Origin of the sequence: Candidatus Hamiltonella defensa 5AT (Acyrthosiphon pisum) (assembly GCF_000021705.1) — a bacterium.
Lineage (GTDB): Bacteria > Pseudomonadota > Gammaproteobacteria > Enterobacterales > Enterobacteriaceae > Hamiltonella > Hamiltonella defendens.
Window position 1 is genome coordinate 2,073,241 of sequence record NC_012751.1, and the last position, 23,210, is coordinate 2,096,450.

The window sequence follows — 23,210 nt, forward strand, 5'->3', positions numbered from 1 at the left end:
ATGTCAAAGGCCGAATTTCTTTGTCATTTCTTATCTTGCTTTAGACCGGGATCACCACTAATAACCCTTTAAAAAACCAGGGCGTCTGTTTTCATTGTGTCTTCAATTGGAAGGACCTCATAGAGGTTCACAGGTCTATTAAAAAAACTATCGCTCACTTCAACTGACTGTAAATTTACGCAAGTGTTGTACTGTTGCAAGCCAGGCAGATACCCAACCCATCATGGCCGCACTCAAAAGCAATAACAGACCTTCATTCCAATTTAAGCCCCGAAAAACAAAAATCGTGTCGAAGGATCGGGCGGATTGAGTGACCCACACATCTAATTTCCAAATCAATGCTTGAGATAAAATAAAAGAGAGAAGTGCACCAGTGAAACCGAGTAAAACGCCTACATTTAAAAAAGGTTGTAAAATAAAACTCTTCGTTGCTCCAATCAGTTTCATGACATTCATCGCTTCTCTTTGACTAAAAAGACTGGATCGGATGCTGTGACCTATGACCAAAAAAACAGAGGTCAACATTAATAAACCGATGACTAAAGCGGTTTTTTTAATCAATTCTGTCAGGGCCACTAAACGAATAAACCAGCTATCGTCCATACGGACTTCAGTGACACCCACCACTTTATTGATTTTAATTTTTAATTTATTCAACGCGTCTGTGGTTTGAAACTGTGCTTGAGGCGTGATGATTGCAACCGCAGGCAAAGGATTTTCCCCCAGCATTTTCAAAGCATCTGAAAAACCGGAGGCCTCTCGAAATTCAGCCAAAGTCTCTTCTCGAGATAAATACTGTACTTTATCTACCCCATGTTCCTGCTTTAAAATAGCGCCCAGGTTTTTCGAGGCTGACTCATCCAGGGTTTTATCTAAAAAAGCGGTCAGCTGAGGTTTGGGATACCACAAGCTTGCTGCATGATGAACATTTTTCCAAAAAATATAACAAAGGCTGGGTAAAGTAAGAGAGAAGGCGATAACCATTATCGTCAGGAAAGTCGATAGTGGCTGACGCCGCAGACCTAATAAAGTCTGTCTCCATGAATATCGCCATTGCTCAAGCCAGGCAGCTTCGAAGGTTTTAAATATTATTTTTTTCTTTTTCATCATTTGTCGATACTGACATTCGCCCCCGGTTTAAGGTTAACAGTAAATGCTGCGAATGATTAACCAGCTTTATATTATGAGTTGCGATCAACACAGTCACCCCCACACGATTAAATTCTCCAAACAGTTGCATAATAGTTTGAGATAAGCTGGGGTCCAGATTACCTGTAGGTTCATCTGCGAGCAAAACCATGGGTTTATTAACAATGGCACGAGCGATGCCGACACGCTGTTGTTCTCCTCCTGAGAGCTGAACAGGAAAATTTTTTGCTTTATCGAGCAAATTCACTTTGTCCAGGGCCGCAGAAACACGACGACGCATATTTTCAGTCGACTTGCCTGTAATGATCAATGGCATCGACACATTGTCATAGACGGTACGATCAAATAATAAATGATGCTCTTGAAAAATCATCCCAATCTGTCGTCTTAAAAATGGCAATTCAGCATTTTTTAAACGAGTAATATCGTGGCCTGAAAATAAAATACGGCCTGCATTCGCACGTTCGAGGCCACAAATCAGTTTCAGTAAAGTACTTTTTCCTGCACCAGAATGTCCCATTAAAAAGGCCATTTGTCCTTTTGTGAGATGAAAGCTCACATTTTGTAAAGCTTGCCTTCCCCCTAAATAGACTTTACTGACTTCAAGAAAGTGAATCATACTGATTCATCCTCTTTCACAAAAAGCGCTTCAATAAAATCGCCTGCATTAAAAGGCCTTAAATCTTCTATTTTTTCTCCAACACCAATATAGCGAATCGGAATACCAAATTGGTCAGCAATCGCAAAAATGATGCCGCCCTTAGCGCTACCGTCAAGTTTAGTCAATACAAGTCCGGTCAACGGGACCGTTTCATGAAAGAGTTTTGTTTGATTGATGGCATTTTGACCCGTACTGGCATCGAGTACGAGCATGACTTCATGAGGAAATTCCTCTCCCCATTTTTTCATCACTCGCACAATTTTTTTGAGCTCTTCCATTAAATGCGTTTTATTTTGCAAACGCCCTGCAGTGTCAGCCAAAACAACATCAATGCCACGGGCTTTGGCCGATTGCACAGCATCAAAAATAACTGAAGCGGAATCTGCGCCGTCATGTTGTGCGACGACAGGAATTTGGTTGCGTTCTCCCCATATTTTTAGCTGCTCCGTTGCTGCTGCTCTGAAGGTATCACCGGCCGCCAATAGAACAGAAAGACCTTGTTGACGTAATTGGTGTGCTAATTTTCCAATCGTGGTGGTTTTTCCTACGCCGTTGACCCCGACCATTAAAATCACATATGGGCTTTTATTGCTCACTTTTAAGGGCTGCTCGACCTTTGAAATAATGGACAACATTTCTTCTTTCAATTTTACATACAGCCCACTCGCCTCTTTTAATTGTTTTTTACTGGAATGCGTTGTTAACGAATCAATGATTTTTTGAGTCGTTTCCACGCCCACATCTGCCATTAATAATTGTTCTTCTAGTTCTTCAAAAAGATCATCATCTATTTTTTTGCCTTTAAATAATTCAATAAAACCTGTTCCCAAATATTGTTTGGTTTTTTTTAAACTATTTTTTAATCGGGTAAAAAATCCTGCTTTTTCGGGCGGATTTTGAGTATCAATATCATTTTTTTGAGAAGATGGGGGGGGTATTTCAATAAAAGGCGCATCGGAAGTCTTTTCATTGCAAAGATCGATTGAATCACTCTGGTGTGTTTGATCGATAACGTCTTTTTCTTTATTTTGGCGGCCACGGCCAAGCCAGGAAAAAAAATGAGATTTTTTTTCTTTTGCCATTTTTGAGTATACTCCTGTGATGACATTTTTTGTTTAATCAAACCTACTGGGGTATGAAAGATAAAGTCTATCATTTTCTTCTCTTAAGCATGACAAGGCTTTCTTTATTTTTTATGGCAAAACCATCACAAGCTCAACGTCAAGGACAGATTCGAATTATCGGCGGTCAATGGCGAGGAAGAAAATTGACCATCTCTGACAGTATTGGATTAAGGCCAACCAGCTGCCGCATGAGAGAGACTTTGTTTAATTGGCTGGCTCCTATGATCAAAGATGCTCGTTGTCTTGACTGTTTTTCTGGAAGTGGGGCTCTAGGGCTTGAAGCACTGTCTCGCCATGCAGCAGAAGCCGTGCTATTAGAGTCGAATGAACGTGTTGCAAAACAATTGCTTTTACATTTGTCCATATTAGAAGCAAAAAATGCACAGATGATACATACCAATACATTGAACTGGTTGGCCCGCCCCTGTGAGAAACCGTTTGATCTGATCTTTCTTGATCCTCCGTTTCATCAAGGGCTTCTGTCATACGCCATTCCATTACTAGAGCAACAAAGCTGGTTCGCTGATGAAGCGTGGATTTATATTGAATCCGAATCCAGTCATACCTTGGCGATGATTCCTTCTCATTGGAGATTACAAAAGGAAAAAATAACGAGGCATGTTGCTTACCGATTATTTATTCGTGAGTTGTTTTTTCATCGTAGAGGTGCTTTTAAAAAAAGCTGCTGCAAATAATTTGCAACCGCATTATCCATATTGGATCCGATGACTTCCATGTTAGGCAATGACTGTTTCAAACGTGGATACGAGTTACTCATAATGCAGCCTTTTTTCGCCATCGATAACATTTCTAAATCATTCATGCCATCACCAAAAGCAATACACTCTTCAAGAGAATGTTCCAGTATTTCGGCCACCTGTTTTAATGCATGACCTTTGGATACACGCCCACCCATCACTTCTAAACAATGGGGCAATGAAAAACTGACATTGACACGCTCACCCCAACGCAGATTAATTGCCTTTTCAAGCGACAGCAATTTTTGGTGATCATAACAAACAAAATACACCTTACAGACACCCTCTGTATTTAGCTTATCAGGTGAAAAAACCTTGTACTGGAAGAGAGATTCACGAAAAAAATCAGCCTGTTCAGGGCTTTCACGGCTGACGTACCAACCATCATTTAGGTAAACGTTCGTGAGAATATCGGGATTATGGTATTCCATTTCATAGAGAGCACTAGCAATATCTTTATCAAGATCATCAGTATAAATCAATTTATCCTCAGGATCATGAACACGCGCTCCATTAGAGGTGATCATAAAGGCTTTTATCCCTAAATTATCTCTGATCTGTGAAACATCGATATGATGTCGCCCTGTCGCAAAAACGAAGTGAATACCAAGTTTAGCCAAGGATTTGAGTACTTTTTTAGTATGAGTCGATAAAGTATGGTTAGGTAGCAACAAGGTACCATCTAAATCAGAAGCAACAATATGATACATATCTATATTTTTACCTTTAATTAAATTCGTTTAACAAAAGATGGGAGGATAAAGAAGCCTAATACTGTGAAAAATGGAATATCAGATTGAAAGCTTAGGATCGTAATCGATGTTATTCAAATAAAACTTCATGTTTCGCGTATTAGAAATATTTACGCAATTACGCTCTTCCAACTACCATACACCTCCAGCTTATCATGACACATTTCTCTCTACGACTGGAAAAGTCGCTGAGTTGGCTGCTATCCCAAACAGAATGGCCTGGCAAAATCATTATCATTACGTGAAATTGGTCGCATCAAGAAACGTTGTTTATGCTCGAATGATTTCTCGATCGGCCTACGCCGCCTGGTACAATCCGCTTTAAATAAGGCTGAAAACCGCAATGCAGTTGCCCGAGCCGTTTTTATGCAAAGGCTGACTCAAGGAAGAGGAAGAGGAAGAGGAAGAGGAGGGAGGAAGAGACAGAAACACAAAACCTGGAACACCTGCATCGATATGCTATAGAGCATTATACGGGACCGAACAAACAGGAAAAATTTAAATAATAACCGAAGATTTGAAGATTCAACCTTAAACAGCCAAACCGTTCTATTTGATTAAATTAAATTAAATTTTATTAACAGTGTCATTTGAGCGTTTTTTAAAAGCGTATTTTTTAAGTAAGTTTAAAATTCTCTCTGAGATTTAACTTGATAAAATACAAAACAGGACATCAGAATGAAGATCAATATCTTAGGTAATATATTTGGCACGAAAGAGAGTTATCATCTTTCTGGGGCAATTAAAAAACAAACTAAATTACTTGAAAAATTAGTTAATTTAAACAATTTAATAGAAATTAGTCAAAAAGAAATTGATGCTAAATTAGACAAATTAAAAACTTCTGACGAAAAACACACGACGCTTTCTAATCAAAAAGAAGATTTAGTAAAATTAAAAATATCTCTTAATGAGACGATAAAAAATTCAACAGGTGAAGCGCATAATAATTCGGCTGATACTCAAGATTTAAATCAGAAGACTCAAATATCTCAATTATATAAAAAAGTAACAGAAGACGTTGAGAATATTCAAAAGTTAATAAATAAAAACAATCTTTTAAAAAATGATTTAATCAAAATAAATAAAAGTTTTGATGAATTTAAACTTTCAAAAGAAAGACATATTCGTTTAGAAGCTGAAAAAAGTATAAATCGCGATTGGCAGTTCATAAAAACTCATATATATCGACAACCCAAGTTTGTGCCAAAAAGTGGTTATAACAATACATCGTTTCCTGCTAAAACAGAAAAGATCGAAATCAATCCAGAATTAAGCACAAAAGAATTAGTCAAACAAGCTCAAGCAATTGAAAAATATTGTAAGTGTGTTAATGAATATTATGAATGTTTTTCAAAGATTAATCGATCAAATAATGAAATAGGTAGTCATTTAAAATTAGTTAAAAAAGCATTCAGTCAACTTCCAGAAGAACGTCAAAATGATTTGTTTAGTCTGACGAAAGAAGAAATGAAAGTTTTTAATCAATTTTTAAATACATCATCAGTAGTTGAATCTAAAGATACAAAAATTACCAGTAAGGTTAATAGTAATTTTAATAGAGACGCTTTTAACAGGAATCCAGTAAATAATTCAGCTTTGTTCAACAGTGAATTATTAAAATTAAGTAAATTATTAAAATTGCCCGAAGGAAAATCTATTTTTGATGAGGCAAAATACAATCAAACGACTAGAAATCAACTTATCGATGCAGGATTAGCTAGCGTTTATGCTCAAAAAATAGATGATTTTAAAAAAAAATACGGTGAATCTTCGGAGACAGGACAAAAATTTCTTTTTGAAATTGGAAAAGTATGTAAAGAAAATGGAGTTAAATGCACGCAAAATAAAAACGGTACATGGGTTGTTAATGGTGCTGGAGCTCATCCAGTAATATATCCTATATCACAAAATATTTTTACGAAATTTAAAATGCATTTAAAATTATCTAATAATAAAACAAAAATGTATGATAAATCAATAAGTTACATTACAAATAAAGTTTATAAAAAAACAGATGAACTTTGTAAACAAGAGAACAGGATTACAACCAGTGATTTGCGTTCTCTATTAGATGATGTTGAAAAAAAAGTTTTGGATGGCACTGTTAACAAAGTAAATTAAGAATCTTAAGCCAAGCAATGGCGAAGAAAGAAAAGAAGGTCAAGCTATCAAAGCGTAAAGCAAGCCTTTTGTGTTCTTTTATTTTGCCAAAAAACGTTCAATATGATACTGAACTTATATAAGAGTTGGGCAGACTTTTAAATGAAACTTGTTTTCGCTCAACTCTCAGTACCTTGTCATCAAATTTAAGGTCAGATCATATTTTCAATAAACAGCTTATGGTTATATATAGTCAATCAATCAGCTTAATACTCGACGTTAATAAATGATCGGGAATAACCTTATTGAGTCCTCTTTCTTCAACATATTTTTTGAATCCCTCCTGGTTAAAAACGCCCATTTTTTCATCAATCCCGCGCAATTTATTGTCAACCGTTCTATGAGAGAGATTTAAAACTTCAGCTACTTCTCTTTGACTTACAGTATGATAAAAATAAAAAATGAGCTCGAGTTCGCGTTGAGTAAACATCGTATTGGGTAGTTGTGTTGTTAATGTTTTCGGTGATTTACCCTGGATATACTCCAATGGTGAAAAAAATTGGCATTGTCTGGCTTCTGCCATTGTCCCGATAAGTTGACCTGATTGATTAAAGAAGGGATGAATGTCAAAAATACAGGGTTGAATCCGATGGTCTTTTCCAAAATGCTCCGTTATCAGTAAAGAAACAGAAGTTTCTTTTTGTATGACCCCCTTTTCCTGCTGAGAGATACCTTCAAAAAATCCTTGCATGTCGGGTTTTATTTCAGATATGCCTTTCCCTTCAATAGGAACCCCTTTGGGTAAATTCAATAATTCACGCATCGCGAGATTCATATAAAGATAATGAGAGGTTTTATCACGGATGTGGCAGGGATGAGGATGATTGTTCAATAGATAAATCATCTGATTTGAAATGTCTTTTGGATTGAAACTCATACTAAACTCATCGGTTTTATCTTGAAAAGAGATTGAATAACTTTGAGTTATCAGTATCAAATCTTCTAAAAAAAATATAGGTGCCTTAAAGGCACCTAGACATTTTTATTCTTGACTCACCGTTATACCACTGTGTCTCTGGCACCGATACAAAGCAAAAAGCACTAATCTCACGTGTATCACCGTCAATAATCCTGTCAGGGATTTCGATTCAAACTGAGATTTGGCCTCTGAGATTGACGCTTTAACCACCTTATATGACACATCACGAACCGTCGATATTTCTTTTTGAGACAGGCCAAAGGCATATAACAACGAATGCTCAAACTGTACAGGCGTTAATTCAGGAAAAATATCACGTAACTCAGGATAATCATGAGGATCGAAGATTTTCATGCCGCTCCTCCATGAAAAGTCGAGATGTTTTCTATGAATAAAAAGGAAAGGATATGGATATTATCTTGAAGTATAAAGCGTCTCGCTATGCCTTGCACAAGCTGATTAAAATTTTGGGAGATAATCAAGTATAAATTGATGGATTTAAAGCGGAGTTTAATGGTAGCCATAGTTTTGGCCTCTTTCGTTGATTTTAAAATTTCACCAAACCGCTACTAAACGGGGTGGTGAGACGTAACAAGGTTAGTAGACCGGAACGAAAGAAACCGGTGAACCTTTCGGCTCCCCCGCTACGCCCCACCATAATGCAGACGTAACTGTGGTTTATAACGGACATAAAAAAACCGCATTAAGCGGTAGTCCGATTTCGTATTCAGGCTACTAAACCTTGATTACCTTGTATTAGGCAACTGACTAAATATAACTACTTATCGTTTTTATTTCAATTTGTTTATTGAAGGTGACTTAAGAAGAGACTCAGGTAAAGCGGTTGATGGCCAACGCTCATTTTTTATCTTCAATAAAATTTTTATTTAGAGTGCTCTTGAACAAATGAATTTTACAGACACCCATTAGAGAAACACTCCTGATTAACAAAAAATTCTACCCCTTATCCCAACAAATTTTTCGGAACGTGGTGATTGAGTCTATTTTTGTGACAACATTCTATTTATGCACCTCTTTTTAAACTTTAACGAATACTGTAAATTTGAGGCATACAGAAAGGAGAAACCGAAAAAATCGCGATTTTTAAAAATGACGATCATGAGTATTTTAATTAATATACTGCTCATTAAAAATATCATTTCTTCCATTACAAAAATAAGAAAACAGGTCATTTATGATTTTTTCTTTGGGCCAACGCTGGGTAAGCGATACAGAAACGGAACTGGGTTTAGGTACTATTACTGAAATTGATCTACGTATGGTGACCCTGGCTTTTCCTGCAACGGGCGAGAAAAGGCGTTATGCGAAGCAGGGTTCACCTATTACACGGGTTTTATTTCATCCGGGTGATCTGATTCAGCATCAAGAGGGTTGGTCACTGCAAGTAAATGATGTGGTTGAAGAAAACCATTTGATCAGCTACATCGGCACAAGAACAGATACAGAAAAAAATACAGCGGTGATCCGTGAAACATTTTTAAACAGCAAACTGACTTTTCGTCATCCCAAAAATCGTCTTTTTTCAGGGCAAATCGATAATATTACGCATTTTGCTTTGCGTTTTCGGGCACTCACACATCAGAGCAAACAGCTTCGGTTTTTGTCTCAGGGTTTACGAGGCGTTCGTGCCAGTCTGATCCCTCATCAATTACATATTGCGCATGAAATAGGACAGCGCCACGCGCCACGTGTTCTTTTGGCCGATGAAGTAGGTCTGGGCAAAACAATAGAAGCAGGCATGATCCTGTATCAACAGCTCTTGTCAGGCCGAGCTGAACGTGTCTTGATTGTCGTGCCTGAAAGTCTGCAACATCAATGGCTGGTGGAAATGTTGCGCCGCTTTAATCTGCATTTTTCTCTTTTCGACAAAAATCGATATTCTGAATCCGCATGTGACGGTATGAATCCATTTGAAACAGAGCAATGGGTGATTTGTTCGTTAGATTTGATTAAAGAAAAGGAAACGCTACTCAAGGATCTTGTCAATGCAGATTGGGATCTATTGATTGTAGATGAAGCCCATCATTTGTCCTGGAGTGAAAAAAACGCCAGCCCAGAATACCAGGCTATTGAACAGCTGGCGGATCGTGTTCCGGGCATACTGTTTTTAACGGCTACCCCAGAACAACTTGGTGAAGAGAGTCATTTCGCTCGATTACGTTTACTGGATAAAAATCGTTTTTATGATTACAACACATTTGTTGATGAGCAAAAAAATTATCGTCTGATTGCAGAGGTAGTGACGCTTATTCTGGAAAGAAAACCTCTGGCGACAGAAAAAATAAAGCAATTAACCGATTTTTTAACTCAAACTGTTGATCAAACAGATCTCGGGCCTTTGTTAAGGCTCATCCATGAGCTTGGAGAAAATTTTCAAAAAAACAAGAAAACAGACCGTCTTAAAGAGGAAGACCAAACCCAGGCCCAAAAATTCATTGATTTTATGATAGATTGCCATGGAACCAGCCGTGTTTTATTTCGGAATACCCGAAATAGCATCAAGGGCTTTAAAAAAAGAAAATTACATGCCATTAAGCTGCCTTTCCCCTCTCAGTATCAAACCTGTATTCAAGCATTGAATACAGCGACTTCCATTCAAGATAAGCTCTATCTAGAAAGGGCGTATCAAAAACAGGCAGATAAAGAAGATTGGTTCCACTTTGATCCTCGAGTCACATGGCTAATAAACTTTTTACTCGAATATCGCGATAAAAAAGTACTGGTCATATGTGCTCATCCACGCACAGCATTAGAGCTGGAATATATATTAAGAACAGCCCAAGGGATTCGTTCGGCTGTTTTTCATGAAGGTTTATCATTGATTGAACGGGATCGCGCAGCGGCTTATTTTTCTTTAATTGAAAAAGGAGCCCAAGTTCTTCTGTGCTCAGAAATAGGATCAGAGGGCCGCAATTTTCAATTTTCACATGACCTGGTGCTCTTTGATCTGCCTCTTCATCCAGATTTACTGGAACAAAGAATAGGGCGCCTTGATAGAATTGGTCAGAAAAATGACATTGATATTTTTGTTCCCTATCTCGAAAACAGTGCCCAAAGCATTTTACTGCGTTGGTATCACGAAGGCTTGAATGCCTTAGAAAAAAGCTGCTGCGTTGGGCATAAACTCTATACCAGTTTTGAGCAAAGATTAAAAAAATATTTGAGTGCACCAGATGAATCAGAAGGTTTCGATCAATTGATCGAGGAATGTCAGAAACAGGCAAAAGCCATCACATTAGAATTAGAGCAAGGGCGCGATCGTTTGCTTGAGTTGCATTCAAGTGGAGGAGAAAGCGGGGAAAAATACGCGCAAGCGATTCTAAAACAGAATAATGATGTTGATTTAATCGAATTGGCCATGAATCTGTTTGATATTATTGGTATTCATCAAGAGGATCAGAGCGAGCATATGATGCTATTGATCCCCTCTGATCATATGCTTTTCCCTGATTTTCCTGGTTTATCACCGGAGGGAAATTTAATCACGTTTGATCGCGAGACCGCTTTGGTAAGAGAGGATGCACAGTTTCTCAGCTGGGAGCATCCCATCATTCGAAATGGAATCGATTTGATTTTATCTAGTGAAATTGGCAGTTGTTCTGTTGCTTTTTTAAAAAATAAAACCTTGCCTGTAGGCACTCTACTGATAGAGTTGATTTATGTCGTCGAGGTGCAAGCCAAAAAATCTTTGCAACTGGCGCGTTTTTTACCTCCCACGCCGATACGCATGTTACTGGATAAAAAAGGAAATAATTTAGCGAATCAAGTGGCGTTTGAGAAGATGAATGCCATGCTCAATAAAGTTGATCGTCATACCGCTCATCAATGTATTAGAGCTGTACAAAAAGAAGTACAGAATATATTGGAATTATCAAAATCCATCATCACTAAAGAGGCCGATGCCTTGATTGAGTCAGCAAAAAAAGAAGCTGATAATGAATTAAGCTGTGAATTAAACCGATTAAAAGCATTAAAAATGATGAACCCTAATATTCGGGATGATGAAATAGCGTCTCTGGAAAAAAGCCGTGATCACACTCTCAACCATATTAGTCAAGCTGTCTTTCGCCTTGATGCCATTCGTTTAATTTTGGTCACACATGAATAAAGGTATGATCACATTGTCTTTTAAAAAATAGGGGATCATGAAATAATGCCGCTTTCTGGAAAACATATTTTGCTTGGCATCAGTGGGGGTATTGCTGCTTATAAATCTCCAGATATCGTGCGACGGTTGCGTGAAAATGGGGCAAAGGTTCGTGTTGTTATGACAGAGGCAGCCAAATATTTTATTACTCCTTTGACTTTACAAGCCGTTTCTGGACACCCCGTCTCTGATCACTTATTTGACCCTGCGGCTGAATCAGCCATGGGGCATATTCAATTGTCAAAATGGGCTGATTTATTGATCATAGCGCCCGCCACTGCGGATTTTTTGGCACGTGTTGCCGTCGGCATGGCCGATGATTTATTAACCACGCTCTGTTTAAGTGCTCCCGTTCCTGTCGTCGTCCTTCCCTCGATGAATCAACAAATGTACCGAGCGAAAGCCACTCAAACCAATTTAAAAATTCTGGCCGAAAGGGGCATTTTATTATGGGGACCAGACAGTGGCGATCAGGCTTGTGGGGATAACGGACCAGGTCGTATGCTGGAGCCTCGCGATATTGTGGCTTTGGTAAAAAATCATTTTTCAACCCAAAAAGATGGTCACGGGTTGCGCATCATGATCACGGCAGGGCCCACTCGAGAAGCTTTTGATCCCGTGCGTTTTATCAGTAATCAAAGCTCCGGGAAAATGGGATTTGCAATCGCAAAGGCGGCCGCTCAACTGGGCGCTCAAGTGACCTTAATCTCTGGGTCTGTTTCTTTAGAAACCCCTGCCAGTGTTCATCGAATCAATGTCATCAGCGCCCTTGAAATGCAACAAAATGTGCGAGATCAAGCACACTTACAAGATATTTTTATTGCCTGTGCCGCTGTGGCGGATTATCGACCTCAAGTATGCTCCAAACAAAAAATGAAGAAACACAAAGACAAAATCAGGCTGGAAATGGTCAAAAATCCAGACATTGTTTCTGAGGTCGCTCATATGACACAAAATCGTCCTTTTGTCGTTGGCTTCGCTGCCGAAACTCATGATATGAAAAAATATGCTCGACAAAAATTAATTCAAAAAAATCTAGATCTCATCTGTGCAAATGATGTCTCGCTTTCAGATCAAGGGTTTGATTCTGATAGAAATGCTTTACATCTTTTTTGGGAAAACGGAGAAAAAACGTTGCCACTGGAAGATAAAAATATTCTTGCACAGCTTTTAATCAAAGAGGTTTTGACTCGTTATGATGAAAAAAATTGATATTAAAATCCTTGATAAACGGATTGGTGATGTTTTTCCCTTACCCACTTATACAACCAGCGGATCTGCTGGTTTAGATCTGAGGGTTTGTACCCAGGCGCCTCAACATTTATCTCCAGGAGAAACCCGGCTTCTACCGACAGGATTGGCGGTTCATATCGCCGATCCTCATCTAGCCGCTATGATTTTACCGCGTTCCGGGTTGGGGCATAAAAACGGGATCGTTTTAGGAAATTTAGTAGGGCTCATTGACTCTGACTACCAAGGTGAATTGATGTTATCTGTATGGAATCGAAGTCAAATCGATTTTTTGATCAATCCTGGTGACAGGCTTGCTCAAATGGTGTTTGTTCCTGTTGTACAGGTTGAATTGAATATCGTGTCTGAATTTACATCTAGTCAACGTGGATCGGGAGGTTTTGGTCACTCTGGCCGGCAGTAATTCAATCTGAAAAATAAATAAACATCAAAGCTTGATTTATTTTTTATGTTTTTGTTCAGATTTAAAATTAAAAAATAGTGTCGGATATGTCATATGGAGTACTTCTTAGTGATCAATAATGGAATATGGTATTACCCAATCATTTTATTCTTTATATCAAAGTCTTTTGCTAAAGAAATAGATATTAAAGTGCCCACAAGCATTCAATCTCATATTCATTTTAATGAAAGTGATTTATTAGAAATTAAAAAATATCAAAAAATGGCGTACGAGGTCGTATTAAATATGCCTAATATCATTGAAATGGCTTCTTCTTATATTAAGAAAAATATAAAAAAAAAATTTAATATAGATATTAATCCTAATAAAACTTATTTAAATAGATTTAAAAGTGCTTCAAATAACCATGATACCATTACTGGATGGGAACACTGTGGGGACTTAACAAAATCAGAAACTTTAACTCAAACTGTACTGACAAATTTTAGTGCCTTTAATCATGAAAATCCTGATTTTTTAGATGATTATGTCGGTGTTTATAAAGAAGGCGCCGGTGCTCAATGTTATGATCACCGAAATGAAGTCAGAATAAGGCCCTCTGAACTAATGAACTTATTATGGGATATCAATTTTTCAAAAATATATGAAACCGCTCTGACTGATTATTGGACAAAATATGAAAATCAATATCGAATAGTTGCAAAAGCAAATTTTATTGCACGATTAGTAAAACAATACAGTACAAACGATTTATCTGAAGAAGGGTATCATTTATCATTAAAATTAGTGGATAATCTTGCTTATAAATATCAACCAAATACTGATTATTTTGTACCTTTATCCATTAGTGATTTGACATATGATAATTTTTCAAATCATCAATATGATATTTTCCCTTTTAAAATAAAAGATTATATATCTACCGATATACTTATCATTATTAATAAAAATAAAACCAAATATATTCTTTATATTCCAAATAATATAATTGAATTGCAAAAAAAAAGTAAAAAAAAACTATAAAGAAAACGCATTTCTTGAATTTAATAATCTAGAAGAAATCAAAACCTGGATAAAAATACAGTCTTTGGATGAAAATAAAAAAAATAAATTACTATCTCATTTTTCTTTAAATGATAGACAGAAAGGACTTTTTCATAAAAGTGTCACTGAAATCATAGAGAAAGGTATCTGGGATGATCAATATATAAAATATGCTCATTCAAATATCACAGAGGACGCCTTTCGTTTTTTAACAAAACAACAAAAAATGAGAATGGAGAAGGATGCCGATACTCAAATAAAATCAAATGCTGAAATCAGATGGGATACAGCTCTTTTGAATATTTCCGCATTGAGTACCGTACTATTACCCTTACAGCTCATTCAACCTGAGCTTGGGCTCATCGTCAACAGCAGCCTTTGGTTAACTGAAATAGGAATTAATGTTGAAAAAAGTTTTAATGCAGATTCTTTTGAAGAAAGAAAAGCAGCTTTTAATCAAGCACTATCTAGTTCTATTAATGGCGTTGTGAATATTCTCTTTTTTTACGCATTTTCTCAAACATCAGAATCATTAGAAACCGAGTTACAAAAAGAATCACCAATTGATCATATTGCCCCTTCTGGCCCTCCTAAAAAACAAACACTGGCTTTGGTTTCAAATAAACCCTCTGATATTTTGACTGACATGAAGTCTATTCATATAGGTGATCATCTTTTTTATATTAATAAATACAGCGACAAAAATGGACATTATCAATTATATAAAATCAATGCAGATAAAAAAATTCAACAAACAAGCCAATTTGTGATTCTTAATAAAAATGGAGAATGGGTGAAATTAGCTTTAAAAGGAGGAGGTCCAGCATTCACTAAAATAAAATCTGAAACACGAAATATAAACCCGTATGAAGGCAAATCGGATCAATTAAAGGATAAAACAAAAAATATTCAAAAACCGATTAAAAACCGAAAGCAATTTATTGTTGATGAAAAACCTGTTTTATCAGAAAATTTTTCAAATATTCAATTAAACACAGTTCCATTACCAGAGCTCCCAAGTATTAATTTATCAGCAAAACCTATTCCTAAAAAAATTCATTATATATGGTTAGGAGATAAAAACATTCCTGAAGAATTAATAAAAAATATGACACGTAATACCTGGAATACCAGTGATTATCAATCTATCGTACATATTTCGGCTTCTCTTCCCAGTACATTTCATAATGTTAAAAATCAGTTACGGGGTATTTTAAATTTGAGTGTGAGCAATCTTGAAAATGAATCTTTTTTTAATCAATTTAAAAAAACATTATCTGGAAAACAATTCCAGGCTTTTCTTAAAGAGCCAGCTAAAAATTATTCAGCCGCATCTGATGTTCTTCGTTACTGGATCATAGACGAATATGGGGGCATTTATCTGGATACCGATGATATGATCCCTAATGATGTAAGTAAAATTATTTTAATTGCAGGACCGAAAGACATTTTATTAAATTTACAGGTGGAACATGTGCGACGTGAAAGTTGCACCACAGAAGTCCCTTGAAAAAGGGTAAGGTTGATCCGAAACCTTATTGCCACTTACTCGGTGCAAGAGGAGTAATTCTCTTGTGCTAAGCGAGAATGAAAGCCTAACTAAAGTATTAAGCTGAATAAGAAATAGGGGCAAGGCAAAACTGAAATGGGTTGAATAAAGTGAATCTCCGTTATTAAAATGTCGTAAGCAAGTAAAACACGAAATCAGATGTGACGTGTTATGGGGAAGTTTAACGACAGTTAGAAACGGGTAAAGAAGAGTGTTCGTTCTTTACGACGGATCCCGTTCCCCGGCATAGAGGAGGCAGCCCACTCAATGTATCTTCATGGTGTGAAACACGGTAACCCCATTAATCTTTTAGTGTTGATGTAAATACTAAGAGACAGTGGGCATAAGACGTTCCAAAAAGCGAAGGCAATCAGCCGAAAGGCAACTGGAAATCATAACAGGATTGATAGAGGTAATTACTTTACTCTGAAAAGAGGCTGACGTGGAACGGGTGACTTACCCATATAATCCTTTACCAAGGTTATGAATTGATTTAGAAGAGTTAGATGCCTATGGCAAACGTAATAAATCAAAACTATGAACAACAACTGGAATGGCATGCTATTAACTGGCGTGTTGTGACAGCCATGATTAATAATCTAAGGCAAAGAATATATAGGGCTTCAGCAACAGGTGACTTAAAGAAAGTCAGAAATCTGCAAAAACTCATGATGAAATCAAGAGCTAACCATCTTCTGGCTATCAGGAAAGTCACTCAGGTCAATCGGGGAAAACACACGGCTGGAGTAGATAATCAGGTAATTAATGACCATAAAGGACGAGAACATCTTTATAAGTTATTAAGCCAAACAACTTCAGAAAAGGTTTATCCAGTAAAACGAGTTTACATAGCAAAAAAGAATGGAAAAAAACGCCCTCTTGGGATCCCAACCATTCTCGACCGCTGTAGACAAGCGATAGTTAAATCGGCGCTGGAACCTTATTGGGAAGCAAAATTTGAACCAGTCAGCTACGGATTTAGACCGGGGCGAAGTGCCCATGACGCAATACAAAAAATTTTCTGTATTGCCAGAGCACGAGGGACACGGCACTGGGTACTAGATGCAGATATTAAAGGCGCATTTGACAACATTGACCATAATTTTCTCATAAAAAAAATCGGGGGATTCCCCGAAAGAAACATGATTAAACAATGGTTACAAGCCGGTGTGCTGGAACATGGCAACTATATACCCAATGTTGCAGGTACTCCGCAAGGCGGGATTATCAGTCCACTACTGGCCAATATTGCACTCCACGGAATGGAGACCTTACTGGGTATTCAATACTGGAAAAACGGCACGCCAAAACAAGGGCAACCTTATGCAGTAGTTCGTTATGCGGATGATTTTGTCGTATTCGGTAAATCCCGTGAAGAGTGCGAAACTGCCAAAATAAAGTTGCAAATTTGGTTAGCTCAGAGAGAGTTAGCTCTTTCTGAAGAAAAAACCAGTATCAAACACTTGAAGGAAGGATTCGACTTCCTGGGATTTAATATACGACATTATGACAATCGCCACAGAAAACGGGGATATATATTGTTAACGAAGCCCTCAAAGGAGTCGATGAAAAGGTACAAACAGCAAATGAGAATGACCTGGAAAGGTATTATCGGTATGCCGACACAAGAAGGAATAAGACAACTGAATGCCAAGATAATAGGATGGTGTAATTACTATCGTATTGGTGCTTCAAAAAGAACATTCAGTGCATTAGACCAATGGATGTGGATCCGCCAACGTAGATATTTGTATCGACGTCATCCCAATAAACACTGGTGGTGGCGAAGAAAACACTACTTAGGCAAGATACCAGGTAGAGAAGACTATTCAGTATTTATGGATAAATCAACCGGTGGATTTCTTTGGAAGCATGCATGGACAAAAATACAGCGTCATTGGCTAGTTCCAAAAAATGCTTCCCCCGACAATCCGGAATTGCGTGACTATTGGCGTAATAGGCAGGCACGTAAACAGCCTTTTATTTACGGTGTCAAAGTTAACCTCTATAAGCGACAGAAAGGTTATTGTCCTCTCTGTGATCAAGAGTTGGACAATGGTGAACAATTGCATGTTCATCATATTCAGCCTAAAGCTGAAGGGGGTGACAACAAGCTGGCTAATCTAAGATTGTTACATGCTAATTGCCACAGACAATTACATAGCAAAAAAGGAAAAATGTTGAAGTGAGTAAGTTGCGTGAGCCGTATGCGGGGTAACTCGCACGTACGGTTCTTGAGGGAGTGGGCACTTGCGGCCTGCTTACCTAATCATTCAACTAATTTTAAAGGGTATAATACAAGTAATTTTGCCAGTCACCCTGATAATCCTGTTCTTAAAAAAATTATTAAAGAAATGGAGAAACGTTATTCTGAAAACAAGATATTTTATACTGAGGAAAGGCCTTATTTAAAAAAGGATAATAACGGAAATGAAACCAATAAAGATTTAGTAAATGATTATATGAAAAAAATATTTCATCAAGTGGGACCCCAGCTTTTTAATGATGTATTAAAAGAAGAAATTAAATATTATTACCATTTAAGTGATTCAATGAGACTCATTTCTATTATGGATCCTTTACCTAAAAACTGGAAATTATATCAAACAGAAATAAATAAAGCTGTTGATTATTATTTACCCTTTTATCGAAAATTTAAAATAGAAATAGGAAATGAACATTCCTGGAATTACACTAGATAAATATATTTGAAAAATCGAGTACAAAAAAATAAAAACGGTGGCGTATTTTTTTATCACCGTTTTATATAAAAAAATCAATTGAGTCTTTCTTTAATACGAGCGGCTTTACCAGTAAGTTCACGTAAATAATATAATTTTGCTTTACGAACAGCACCACGACGCTTGACAGTAATACTGTCAATAATAGGCGAATGAGTTTGAAAAACTCTTTCAACACCTTCACCATTAGAAATTTTACGCACGGTAAAGGCAGAATTTAATCCACGCTTGCGAATGGCTATCACAAAACCTTCGAAAGCTTGAAGACGTTTTTTTGTGCCTTCGATTACCCATACTTTCACTTCTAATGTGTCCCCAGGGCGAAAGGCGGGAACATCTTTCTTCATTTGTTCTTCTTCAATTTGTTTAATGATATCGCTCATAATGTCTCTCTTCATTCCTAGATAAACTGATATTTTAAAAAAGAGGGGTTAAAAAATTAATGTTATTTATCGATGATTATCATTCAGTTTTTGTTCTTTCTGGAACTCGTCTAATAATAAAATCTGCTCATCAGTCAGAGTGAGTTTTGCCAATAATTCCGGCCTTCTAAGCCATGTTCGCCCCAAAGATTGTTTTAAACGCCAAAGGCGAATCTTAGCATGGTTTCCTAAAAGCAATACGTTTGGGACCTCCATTCCATCAACATTTTCAGGTCGGGTGTAATGAGGGCAGTCAAGCAAGCCTTCAGAAAAAGAATCTTCATTAGCAGAAGCTTCATGACCTAAAACGCCCATAATACAACGAGAGACAGCATCAATTAAGGTCATGGCCGGTAATTCGCCTCCACTAAGAACATAATCACCTACAGACCATTCCTCATCAATTTCAGTGTCGATTAAACGTTCATCTATACCCTCATAGCGCCCACAGACCAAAATCATATTTTTGTAAAGCGCCAGTTGACGCACCGCCTGTTGATCCAGTTTTTTTCCTTGAGGAGAAAGATAAATCACTTTTTTTTTGCCTGTATGAATCGCTTCTTTTTTTGCTGAATGAATGGCATCCCTTAAAGGCTGCACCATCATCAGCATGCCTGGGCCACCACCATAAGGACGATCATCAACACTGGCATGGAAATTGTGAGCAAAGTGACGAGGGTTCCAATACTGGATATGAATAATCCCCTTTTTGATAGCACGACCAGTAACACCATAGTCCGTTATTGCGCGAAACATTTCGGGAAAAAGGCTGATTACCCCTATCCATAATTTATTTTCGCTGACGCTTTGAAGTTCGGTTGAAATCATCAAAAATCGAGATCCCAATCTACTTGAATTTGCTGCATGACCTTGTCGACTTTTTTTACAACTTGATCACAAAGAAAAGGAACTAAACAGGATTTGTGATCTTGAATCTGTGTTTGGACTACCATGACATCATTCGCACCCGTCTCTATCATGGAAACGACTGTTCCGATAACGTCACCAGAAATATGAATGACTTGACATCCAATAATATCTTTCCAGTAATAGTCACCTTCTTCGAGCACAGGCAATTGCGAAGCATCGACGGTAATCTCAGCATTCACAAAATGCTGGGCTTTTTCTTTTTCATCAATATTTTTGATTTTTAATAAAAAATCTTGCTGATGACACTTCCAATCTTCAATATCGATAAATTGCCAATGATTTTTATGTTGAATAAACCAAGGTTGATAATCAAAAATACTGTCTGTCTTTTCAGTGAATGAAAACATTTTAAGCCAACCCCGAACACTATAGGTTGAACCTATTTTGCCGACAATAACAGGTTGCTTTAAGTGGGTTGTCATTAGTAGCGCCTGAAATTTATCTCTAGATTAAGAAGCCGTCTGAAGATTTTTTTTCTCGGCTTTGACAAGAGCCTGAACACGTTCAGAAAGCTCTGCCCCAACATTTTTCCAATGTTCAATGCGATCTATATTTAATCGTAATTTTTCTGCTTTACCTGATGCGACAGGATTAAAAAACCCCACATTTTCAAGAAAACGTCCATCACGTGCATTGCGACTGTCAGACACAACAATTTGATAAAAAGGACGTTTTTTAGAACCATGGCGAGCCAAGCGAATTTTTACCATACTGCCCTCTCATATAAAGAATATTCTCTGAAGCTTAATCGACCTAAACTCCTAGTAAAAAGTCGAGAATTCTGACTGATTTAATAACAAAAAGCAATGTTCGTGACTCTCTGAAATGATTTCAATCTTGTATTCTTAAATTTACCCCCCAAAAAGGTTGAATGGCATCATCCCTTTCATTCCTCTCATCATTTTAGATAATCCTCCATTTTTCATTTTTTTCATCATGCCTTGCATTTCATAAAATTGTTTCAGCAAACGGTTTACATCCTGGATTTTTGTACCCGAGCCCGCTGCAATACGCCGCTTTCGAGAACCTTTGATGATATCGGGTTTAATGCGTTCTTTTTTGGTCATAGAACAAATGATGACTTCCATGCGAGTGGTTAAATTATCGTCCATCATGGATTTGACTTGATCGGGTAATTGACCCATTTGAGGCAATTTGCTCAACATACTGCTCATCCCTCCCATGTTATGCATTTGTTTCAGTTGCTCTAAAAAATCGTTTAAATCAAATTGGGCACCTTTTTTCAGTTTTTCCGCCAGCTTTTGAGACTGAACTTTATCCACTTTAGTTTCAATATCTTCAATAAGAGATAAGATATCCCCCATTCCCAAAATTCGGGAAGCAATTCGTTCAGGATAAAAAGGTTCTAGTGCCTCTGTTTTTTCGCCGACCCCAAGAAATTTAATGGGTTTCCCCGTGATATGTCGAATAGATAATGCGGCACCACCTCGAGCATCTCCATCCACTTTAGTTAAGATGACACCTGTCAGTGGAAGTACTTCGTTAAAGGCTTTAGCGGTATTTGCGGCGTCCTGACCTGTCATTGCATCTACCACAAAAAGCGTTTCAACAGGATCAAGAGACAAATGCAGCTGTTTGATTTCATTCATCATATTTTCGTCAACATGCAAACGACCCGCTGTATCCACAATTAAGACATCATAAAATTTAAGTTTGGCGTGTTTTAAAGCTTGAGTGACAATATCAACGGGATTTTCTTCAAAGTGAGAAGGAAAAAATTCAATACTCACCGATTGTGCAAGGGTTTCTAATTGCTTGATGGCCGCAGGCCGATAAACGTCCACCGAGACCAGCAAAACTTTTTTCTTTTGTTTTTCAGTGATAAATTTGCCCAATTTGACGACACTGGTTGTTTTACCCGCCCCTTGCAAACCAGCCATTAATATCACCGCAGGCGGTTGCGTCGCTAAATTAAGTTCGGTATTGAACTCGCCCATTGCGGAGGTCATCTCATTTTTCACAATTTTTATAAATTCCTGGCCAGGTGTTAAACTTTTATTAATTTCGTGGCCCATTGCTTTTTTTTTCACCCGTTGAATAAAATCGCGTACCACGGATAAAGCGACATCTGCGTCTAACAAAGCAACACGTACTTCGCGCAGACTGGTTTTAATATTTTCTTCTGTTAGTCGGCCACGACCACTGATATTACGTAGCGTGCGTGATAATCTTTCAGTTAAATTATTAAACATGGGTTTCTGCTCAAATAAATCAATTCGCCCTGTGGGAATCGTATTGAAAATAAAAAAAGGGAGATAATAGCATAAATCATCTTTGATTTAACTTGACATAAAAGTTGGAGGGCAACTCAGGTAAAGCTATACTTCACAACTCTTTTCATTAATTTAGCCGGTGTTGATTGGATTCGCCATGTCTATTTTTTCGATTATCGCCCTGACAGCCTATTCATTTAGCCTGAGTTTGATTGTGCCAAGCTTACTAGGGCGCAACAGCAACTATCGAAGATGGGCTTTGGTGTTTGCCATAAGCGCTTTATTCTGTCATGCAGTGGCACTCAAATATCAAATTTTCAATGTTCATAGTGGGCAAAACCTGAGTTTAATGAACATTTGTTCTATCATTAGTATCCTTGTTTGTTTCATGATGACGCTCACTGCTTTCCTTAGTCGCGGTTGGTTTTTTTTACCGATTGTGTATAGTTTTGACATGGTGAATATTATTTTTTCAAATTTTATGCCTGGTGAATTTATCATTCATTTATCGCTTAATACGACATTATTTTTTCACCTTGGGCTCGCTTTTTTTGCATACTCTACTCTGATTATTGCGATGTTGTATGCGCTACAACTGGTTTTTCTAGATTATTTATTAAAGCACAAAAAAATCAATTTTATTTCTGATATGCTTCCATTAATGAACATTGAGCGTCATGTATTTCATATTACTCAAATTGGCACACTTTTACTGACACTCACTTTGCTCAGCGGTCTTTTTTACAAAGATAATTTGTTTGACAGAGTGAATATAGAGAAAGGTATCTTTTCAATAATGGCTTGGTGTGTTTATATCCTGTTACTTTGGGGTCATTATCGTTCAGGTTTACGAGGGCGGCCTGCATTGTGGTTAAGTTTTATTGGAGCATTTTTGCTCACATTGGCTTATTCTGGTCATCGTTTAACTTCAAGTTTTTAAAA

Annotated in this window: 20 protein-coding genes and 2 pseudogenes; 11 read left to right on the top strand and 11 right to left on the bottom strand. The window is 37.3% G+C overall.

The features are described 5' to 3' along the window. Window positions 1-159: 159 nt before the first annotated feature. The 3 genes and pseudogenes from ftsX to ftsY all read right to left on the bottom strand — a co-directional run. Window positions 160-1,110 (bottom strand): permease-like cell division protein FtsX, encoded by a 951-nt coding sequence (gene ftsX / locus HDEF_RS10320; protein ID WP_015874564.1) that lies wholly within the window; start codon window positions 1,108-1,110, stop codon window positions 160-162. Beyond that, window positions 1,082-1,768, bottom strand: coding sequence for a cell division ATP-binding protein FtsE (gene ftsE / locus HDEF_RS10325; protein WP_015874565.1), 687 nt, complete (start codon window positions 1,766-1,768; stop codon window positions 1,082-1,084). Before ftsE ends, ftsX begins: the two co-directional genes overlap by 29 nt. After that, window positions 1,765-2,703: pseudogene (gene ftsY, locus HDEF_RS10330) on the bottom strand (signal recognition particle-docking protein FtsY); the annotation flags it as partial. The pseudogene ftsY and the gene ftsE, both read right to left, overlap by 4 nt. 302 nt (window positions 2,704-3,005) lie before the next feature. Between ftsY and rsmD the strand changes: the two are divergent. After that, window positions 3,006-3,629, top strand: coding sequence for a 16S rRNA (guanine(966)-N(2))-methyltransferase RsmD (gene rsmD, locus HDEF_RS10335; RefSeq protein ID WP_044612603.1), 624 nt, complete (start codon window positions 3,006-3,008; stop codon window positions 3,627-3,629). Here the strand turns inward: rsmD and yigL are convergent. Beyond that, window positions 3,590-4,402, bottom strand: coding sequence for a sugar/pyridoxal phosphate phosphatase YigL (gene yigL, locus HDEF_RS10340; protein ID WP_015874568.1), 813 nt, complete (start codon window positions 4,400-4,402; stop codon window positions 3,590-3,592). The two genes, rsmD and yigL, sit on opposite strands and share 40 nt — an antisense overlap. Before the next feature lie 243 nt (window positions 4,403-4,645). Here yigL and HDEF_RS12350 point away from each other — a divergent pair. After that, a pseudogene (locus HDEF_RS12350) lies at window positions 4,646-4,843 on the top strand (Tn3 family transposase); the annotation flags it as partial. A 279-nt stretch (window positions 4,844-5,122) separates the two neighbouring features. Beyond that, window positions 5,123-6,568: a hypothetical protein gene (locus HDEF_RS10350; protein ID WP_015874569.1), complete on the top strand. Its 1,446-nt coding sequence runs from the start codon at window positions 5,123-5,125 to the stop codon at window positions 6,566-6,568. Window positions 6,569-6,800: 232 nt separating this feature from the next. Here HDEF_RS10350 and HDEF_RS10355 read toward each other — a convergent pair whose 3' ends face one another. Together HDEF_RS10355 and HDEF_RS10360 are read right to left on the bottom strand one after the other, a co-directional pair. Then, window positions 6,801-7,484 carry a helix-turn-helix transcriptional regulator gene (locus tag HDEF_RS10355; RefSeq protein WP_015874570.1) on the bottom strand — a complete coding sequence of 228 codons (684 nt, stop codon included), beginning with the start codon at window positions 7,482-7,484 and terminating at the stop codon, window positions 6,801-6,803. 105 nt (window positions 7,485-7,589) lie between these two features. Next, window positions 7,590-7,880, bottom strand: a complete 291-nt coding sequence (locus tag HDEF_RS10360; protein WP_015874571.1) for a DNA-binding protein — start codon at window positions 7,878-7,880, stop codon at window positions 7,590-7,592. A gap of 841 nt (window positions 7,881-8,721) precedes the next feature. On the opposite strand from HDEF_RS10360, the gene rapA reads away from it, so the two are divergent. The 7 genes from rapA to HDEF_RS10400 all read left to right on the top strand — a co-directional run bounded on the left by rapA (window position 8,722) and on the right by HDEF_RS10400 (window position 18,643). Next, window positions 8,722-11,655, top strand: a complete 2,934-nt coding sequence (rapA, locus tag HDEF_RS10370; RefSeq protein ID WP_015874573.1) for an RNA polymerase-associated protein RapA — start codon at window positions 8,722-8,724, stop codon at window positions 11,653-11,655. Window positions 11,656-11,700: 45 nt separating this feature from the next. Then, the gene (coaBC, locus tag HDEF_RS10375; RefSeq protein ID WP_015874574.1) at window positions 11,701-12,906 is read left to right on the top strand and encodes a bifunctional phosphopantothenoylcysteine decarboxylase/phosphopantothenate--cysteine ligase CoaBC; all 1,206 of its coding nucleotides are present in this window, start codon (window positions 11,701-11,703) and stop codon (window positions 12,904-12,906) included. Continuing rightward, window positions 12,890-13,348, top strand: a complete 459-nt coding sequence (gene dut / locus HDEF_RS10380; RefSeq protein ID WP_044612413.1) for a dUTP diphosphatase — start codon at window positions 12,890-12,892, stop codon at window positions 13,346-13,348. Before coaBC ends, dut begins: the two co-directional genes overlap by 17 nt. 108 nt (window positions 13,349-13,456) lie before the next feature. Continuing rightward, window positions 13,457-14,371 carry a dermonecrotic toxin domain-containing protein gene (locus HDEF_RS10385; RefSeq protein WP_044612414.1) on the top strand — a complete coding sequence of 305 codons (915 nt, stop codon included), beginning with the start codon at window positions 13,457-13,459 and terminating at the stop codon, window positions 14,369-14,371. After that, on the top strand, window positions 14,337-15,902 hold the full coding sequence (locus HDEF_RS10390; protein WP_015874577.1) for a glycosyltransferase family 32 protein: 1,566 nt from the start codon (window positions 14,337-14,339) through the stop codon (window positions 15,900-15,902). Before HDEF_RS10385 ends, HDEF_RS10390 begins: the two co-directional genes overlap by 35 nt. Before the next feature lie 545 nt (window positions 15,903-16,447). Further along, the gene (gene ltrA / locus HDEF_RS10395) at window positions 16,448-18,130 is read left to right on the top strand and encodes a group II intron reverse transcriptase/maturase (RefSeq protein ID WP_015873279.1); all 1,683 of its coding nucleotides are present in this window, start codon (window positions 16,448-16,450) and stop codon (window positions 18,128-18,130) included. A gap of 45 nt (window positions 18,131-18,175) precedes the next feature. Beyond that, a complete protein-coding gene (locus HDEF_RS10400; protein WP_044612415.1) occupies window positions 18,176-18,643 on the top strand; it encodes a hypothetical protein in 468 nt (155 codons plus the stop codon). A 74-nt stretch (window positions 18,644-18,717) separates the two neighbouring features. On the opposite strand, the gene rplS is transcribed toward HDEF_RS10400, so the two are convergent. The 5 genes from rplS to ffh all read right to left on the bottom strand — a co-directional run bounded on the left by rplS (window position 18,718) and on the right by ffh (window position 22,247). Further along, window positions 18,718-19,065 carry a 50S ribosomal protein L19 gene (gene rplS, locus HDEF_RS10405; protein ID WP_015874579.1) on the bottom strand — a complete coding sequence of 116 codons (348 nt, stop codon included), beginning with the start codon at window positions 19,063-19,065 and terminating at the stop codon, window positions 18,718-18,720. 66 nt (window positions 19,066-19,131) lie between these two features. Continuing rightward, the gene (gene trmD / locus HDEF_RS10410; RefSeq protein ID WP_015874580.1) at window positions 19,132-19,932 is read right to left on the bottom strand and encodes a tRNA (guanosine(37)-N1)-methyltransferase TrmD; all 801 of its coding nucleotides are present in this window, start codon (window positions 19,930-19,932) and stop codon (window positions 19,132-19,134) included. After that, a complete protein-coding gene (rimM, locus tag HDEF_RS10415; RefSeq protein ID WP_015874581.1) occupies window positions 19,932-20,456 on the bottom strand; it encodes a ribosome maturation factor RimM in 525 nt (174 codons plus the stop codon). The genes trmD and rimM overlap by 1 nt, the downstream gene beginning before the upstream one ends. A 27-nt stretch (window positions 20,457-20,483) precedes the next feature. Next, the gene (gene rpsP, locus HDEF_RS10420; RefSeq protein ID WP_015874582.1) at window positions 20,484-20,744 is read right to left on the bottom strand and encodes a 30S ribosomal protein S16; all 261 of its coding nucleotides are present in this window, start codon (window positions 20,742-20,744) and stop codon (window positions 20,484-20,486) included. A 141-nt stretch (window positions 20,745-20,885) separates the two neighbouring features. Continuing rightward, complete coding sequence (gene ffh, locus HDEF_RS10425; protein ID WP_015874583.1) at window positions 20,886-22,247, bottom strand: signal recognition particle protein; 1,362 nt, start codon at window positions 22,245-22,247, stop codon at window positions 20,886-20,888. A 178-nt stretch (window positions 22,248-22,425) separates the two neighbouring features. On the opposite strand from ffh, the gene HDEF_RS10430 reads away from it, so the two are divergent. Then, window positions 22,426-23,208, top strand: a complete 783-nt coding sequence (locus HDEF_RS10430) for a cytochrome C assembly family protein (RefSeq protein ID WP_015874584.1) — start codon at window positions 22,426-22,428, stop codon at window positions 23,206-23,208. Window positions 23,209-23,210 lie beyond the last annotated feature (2 nt).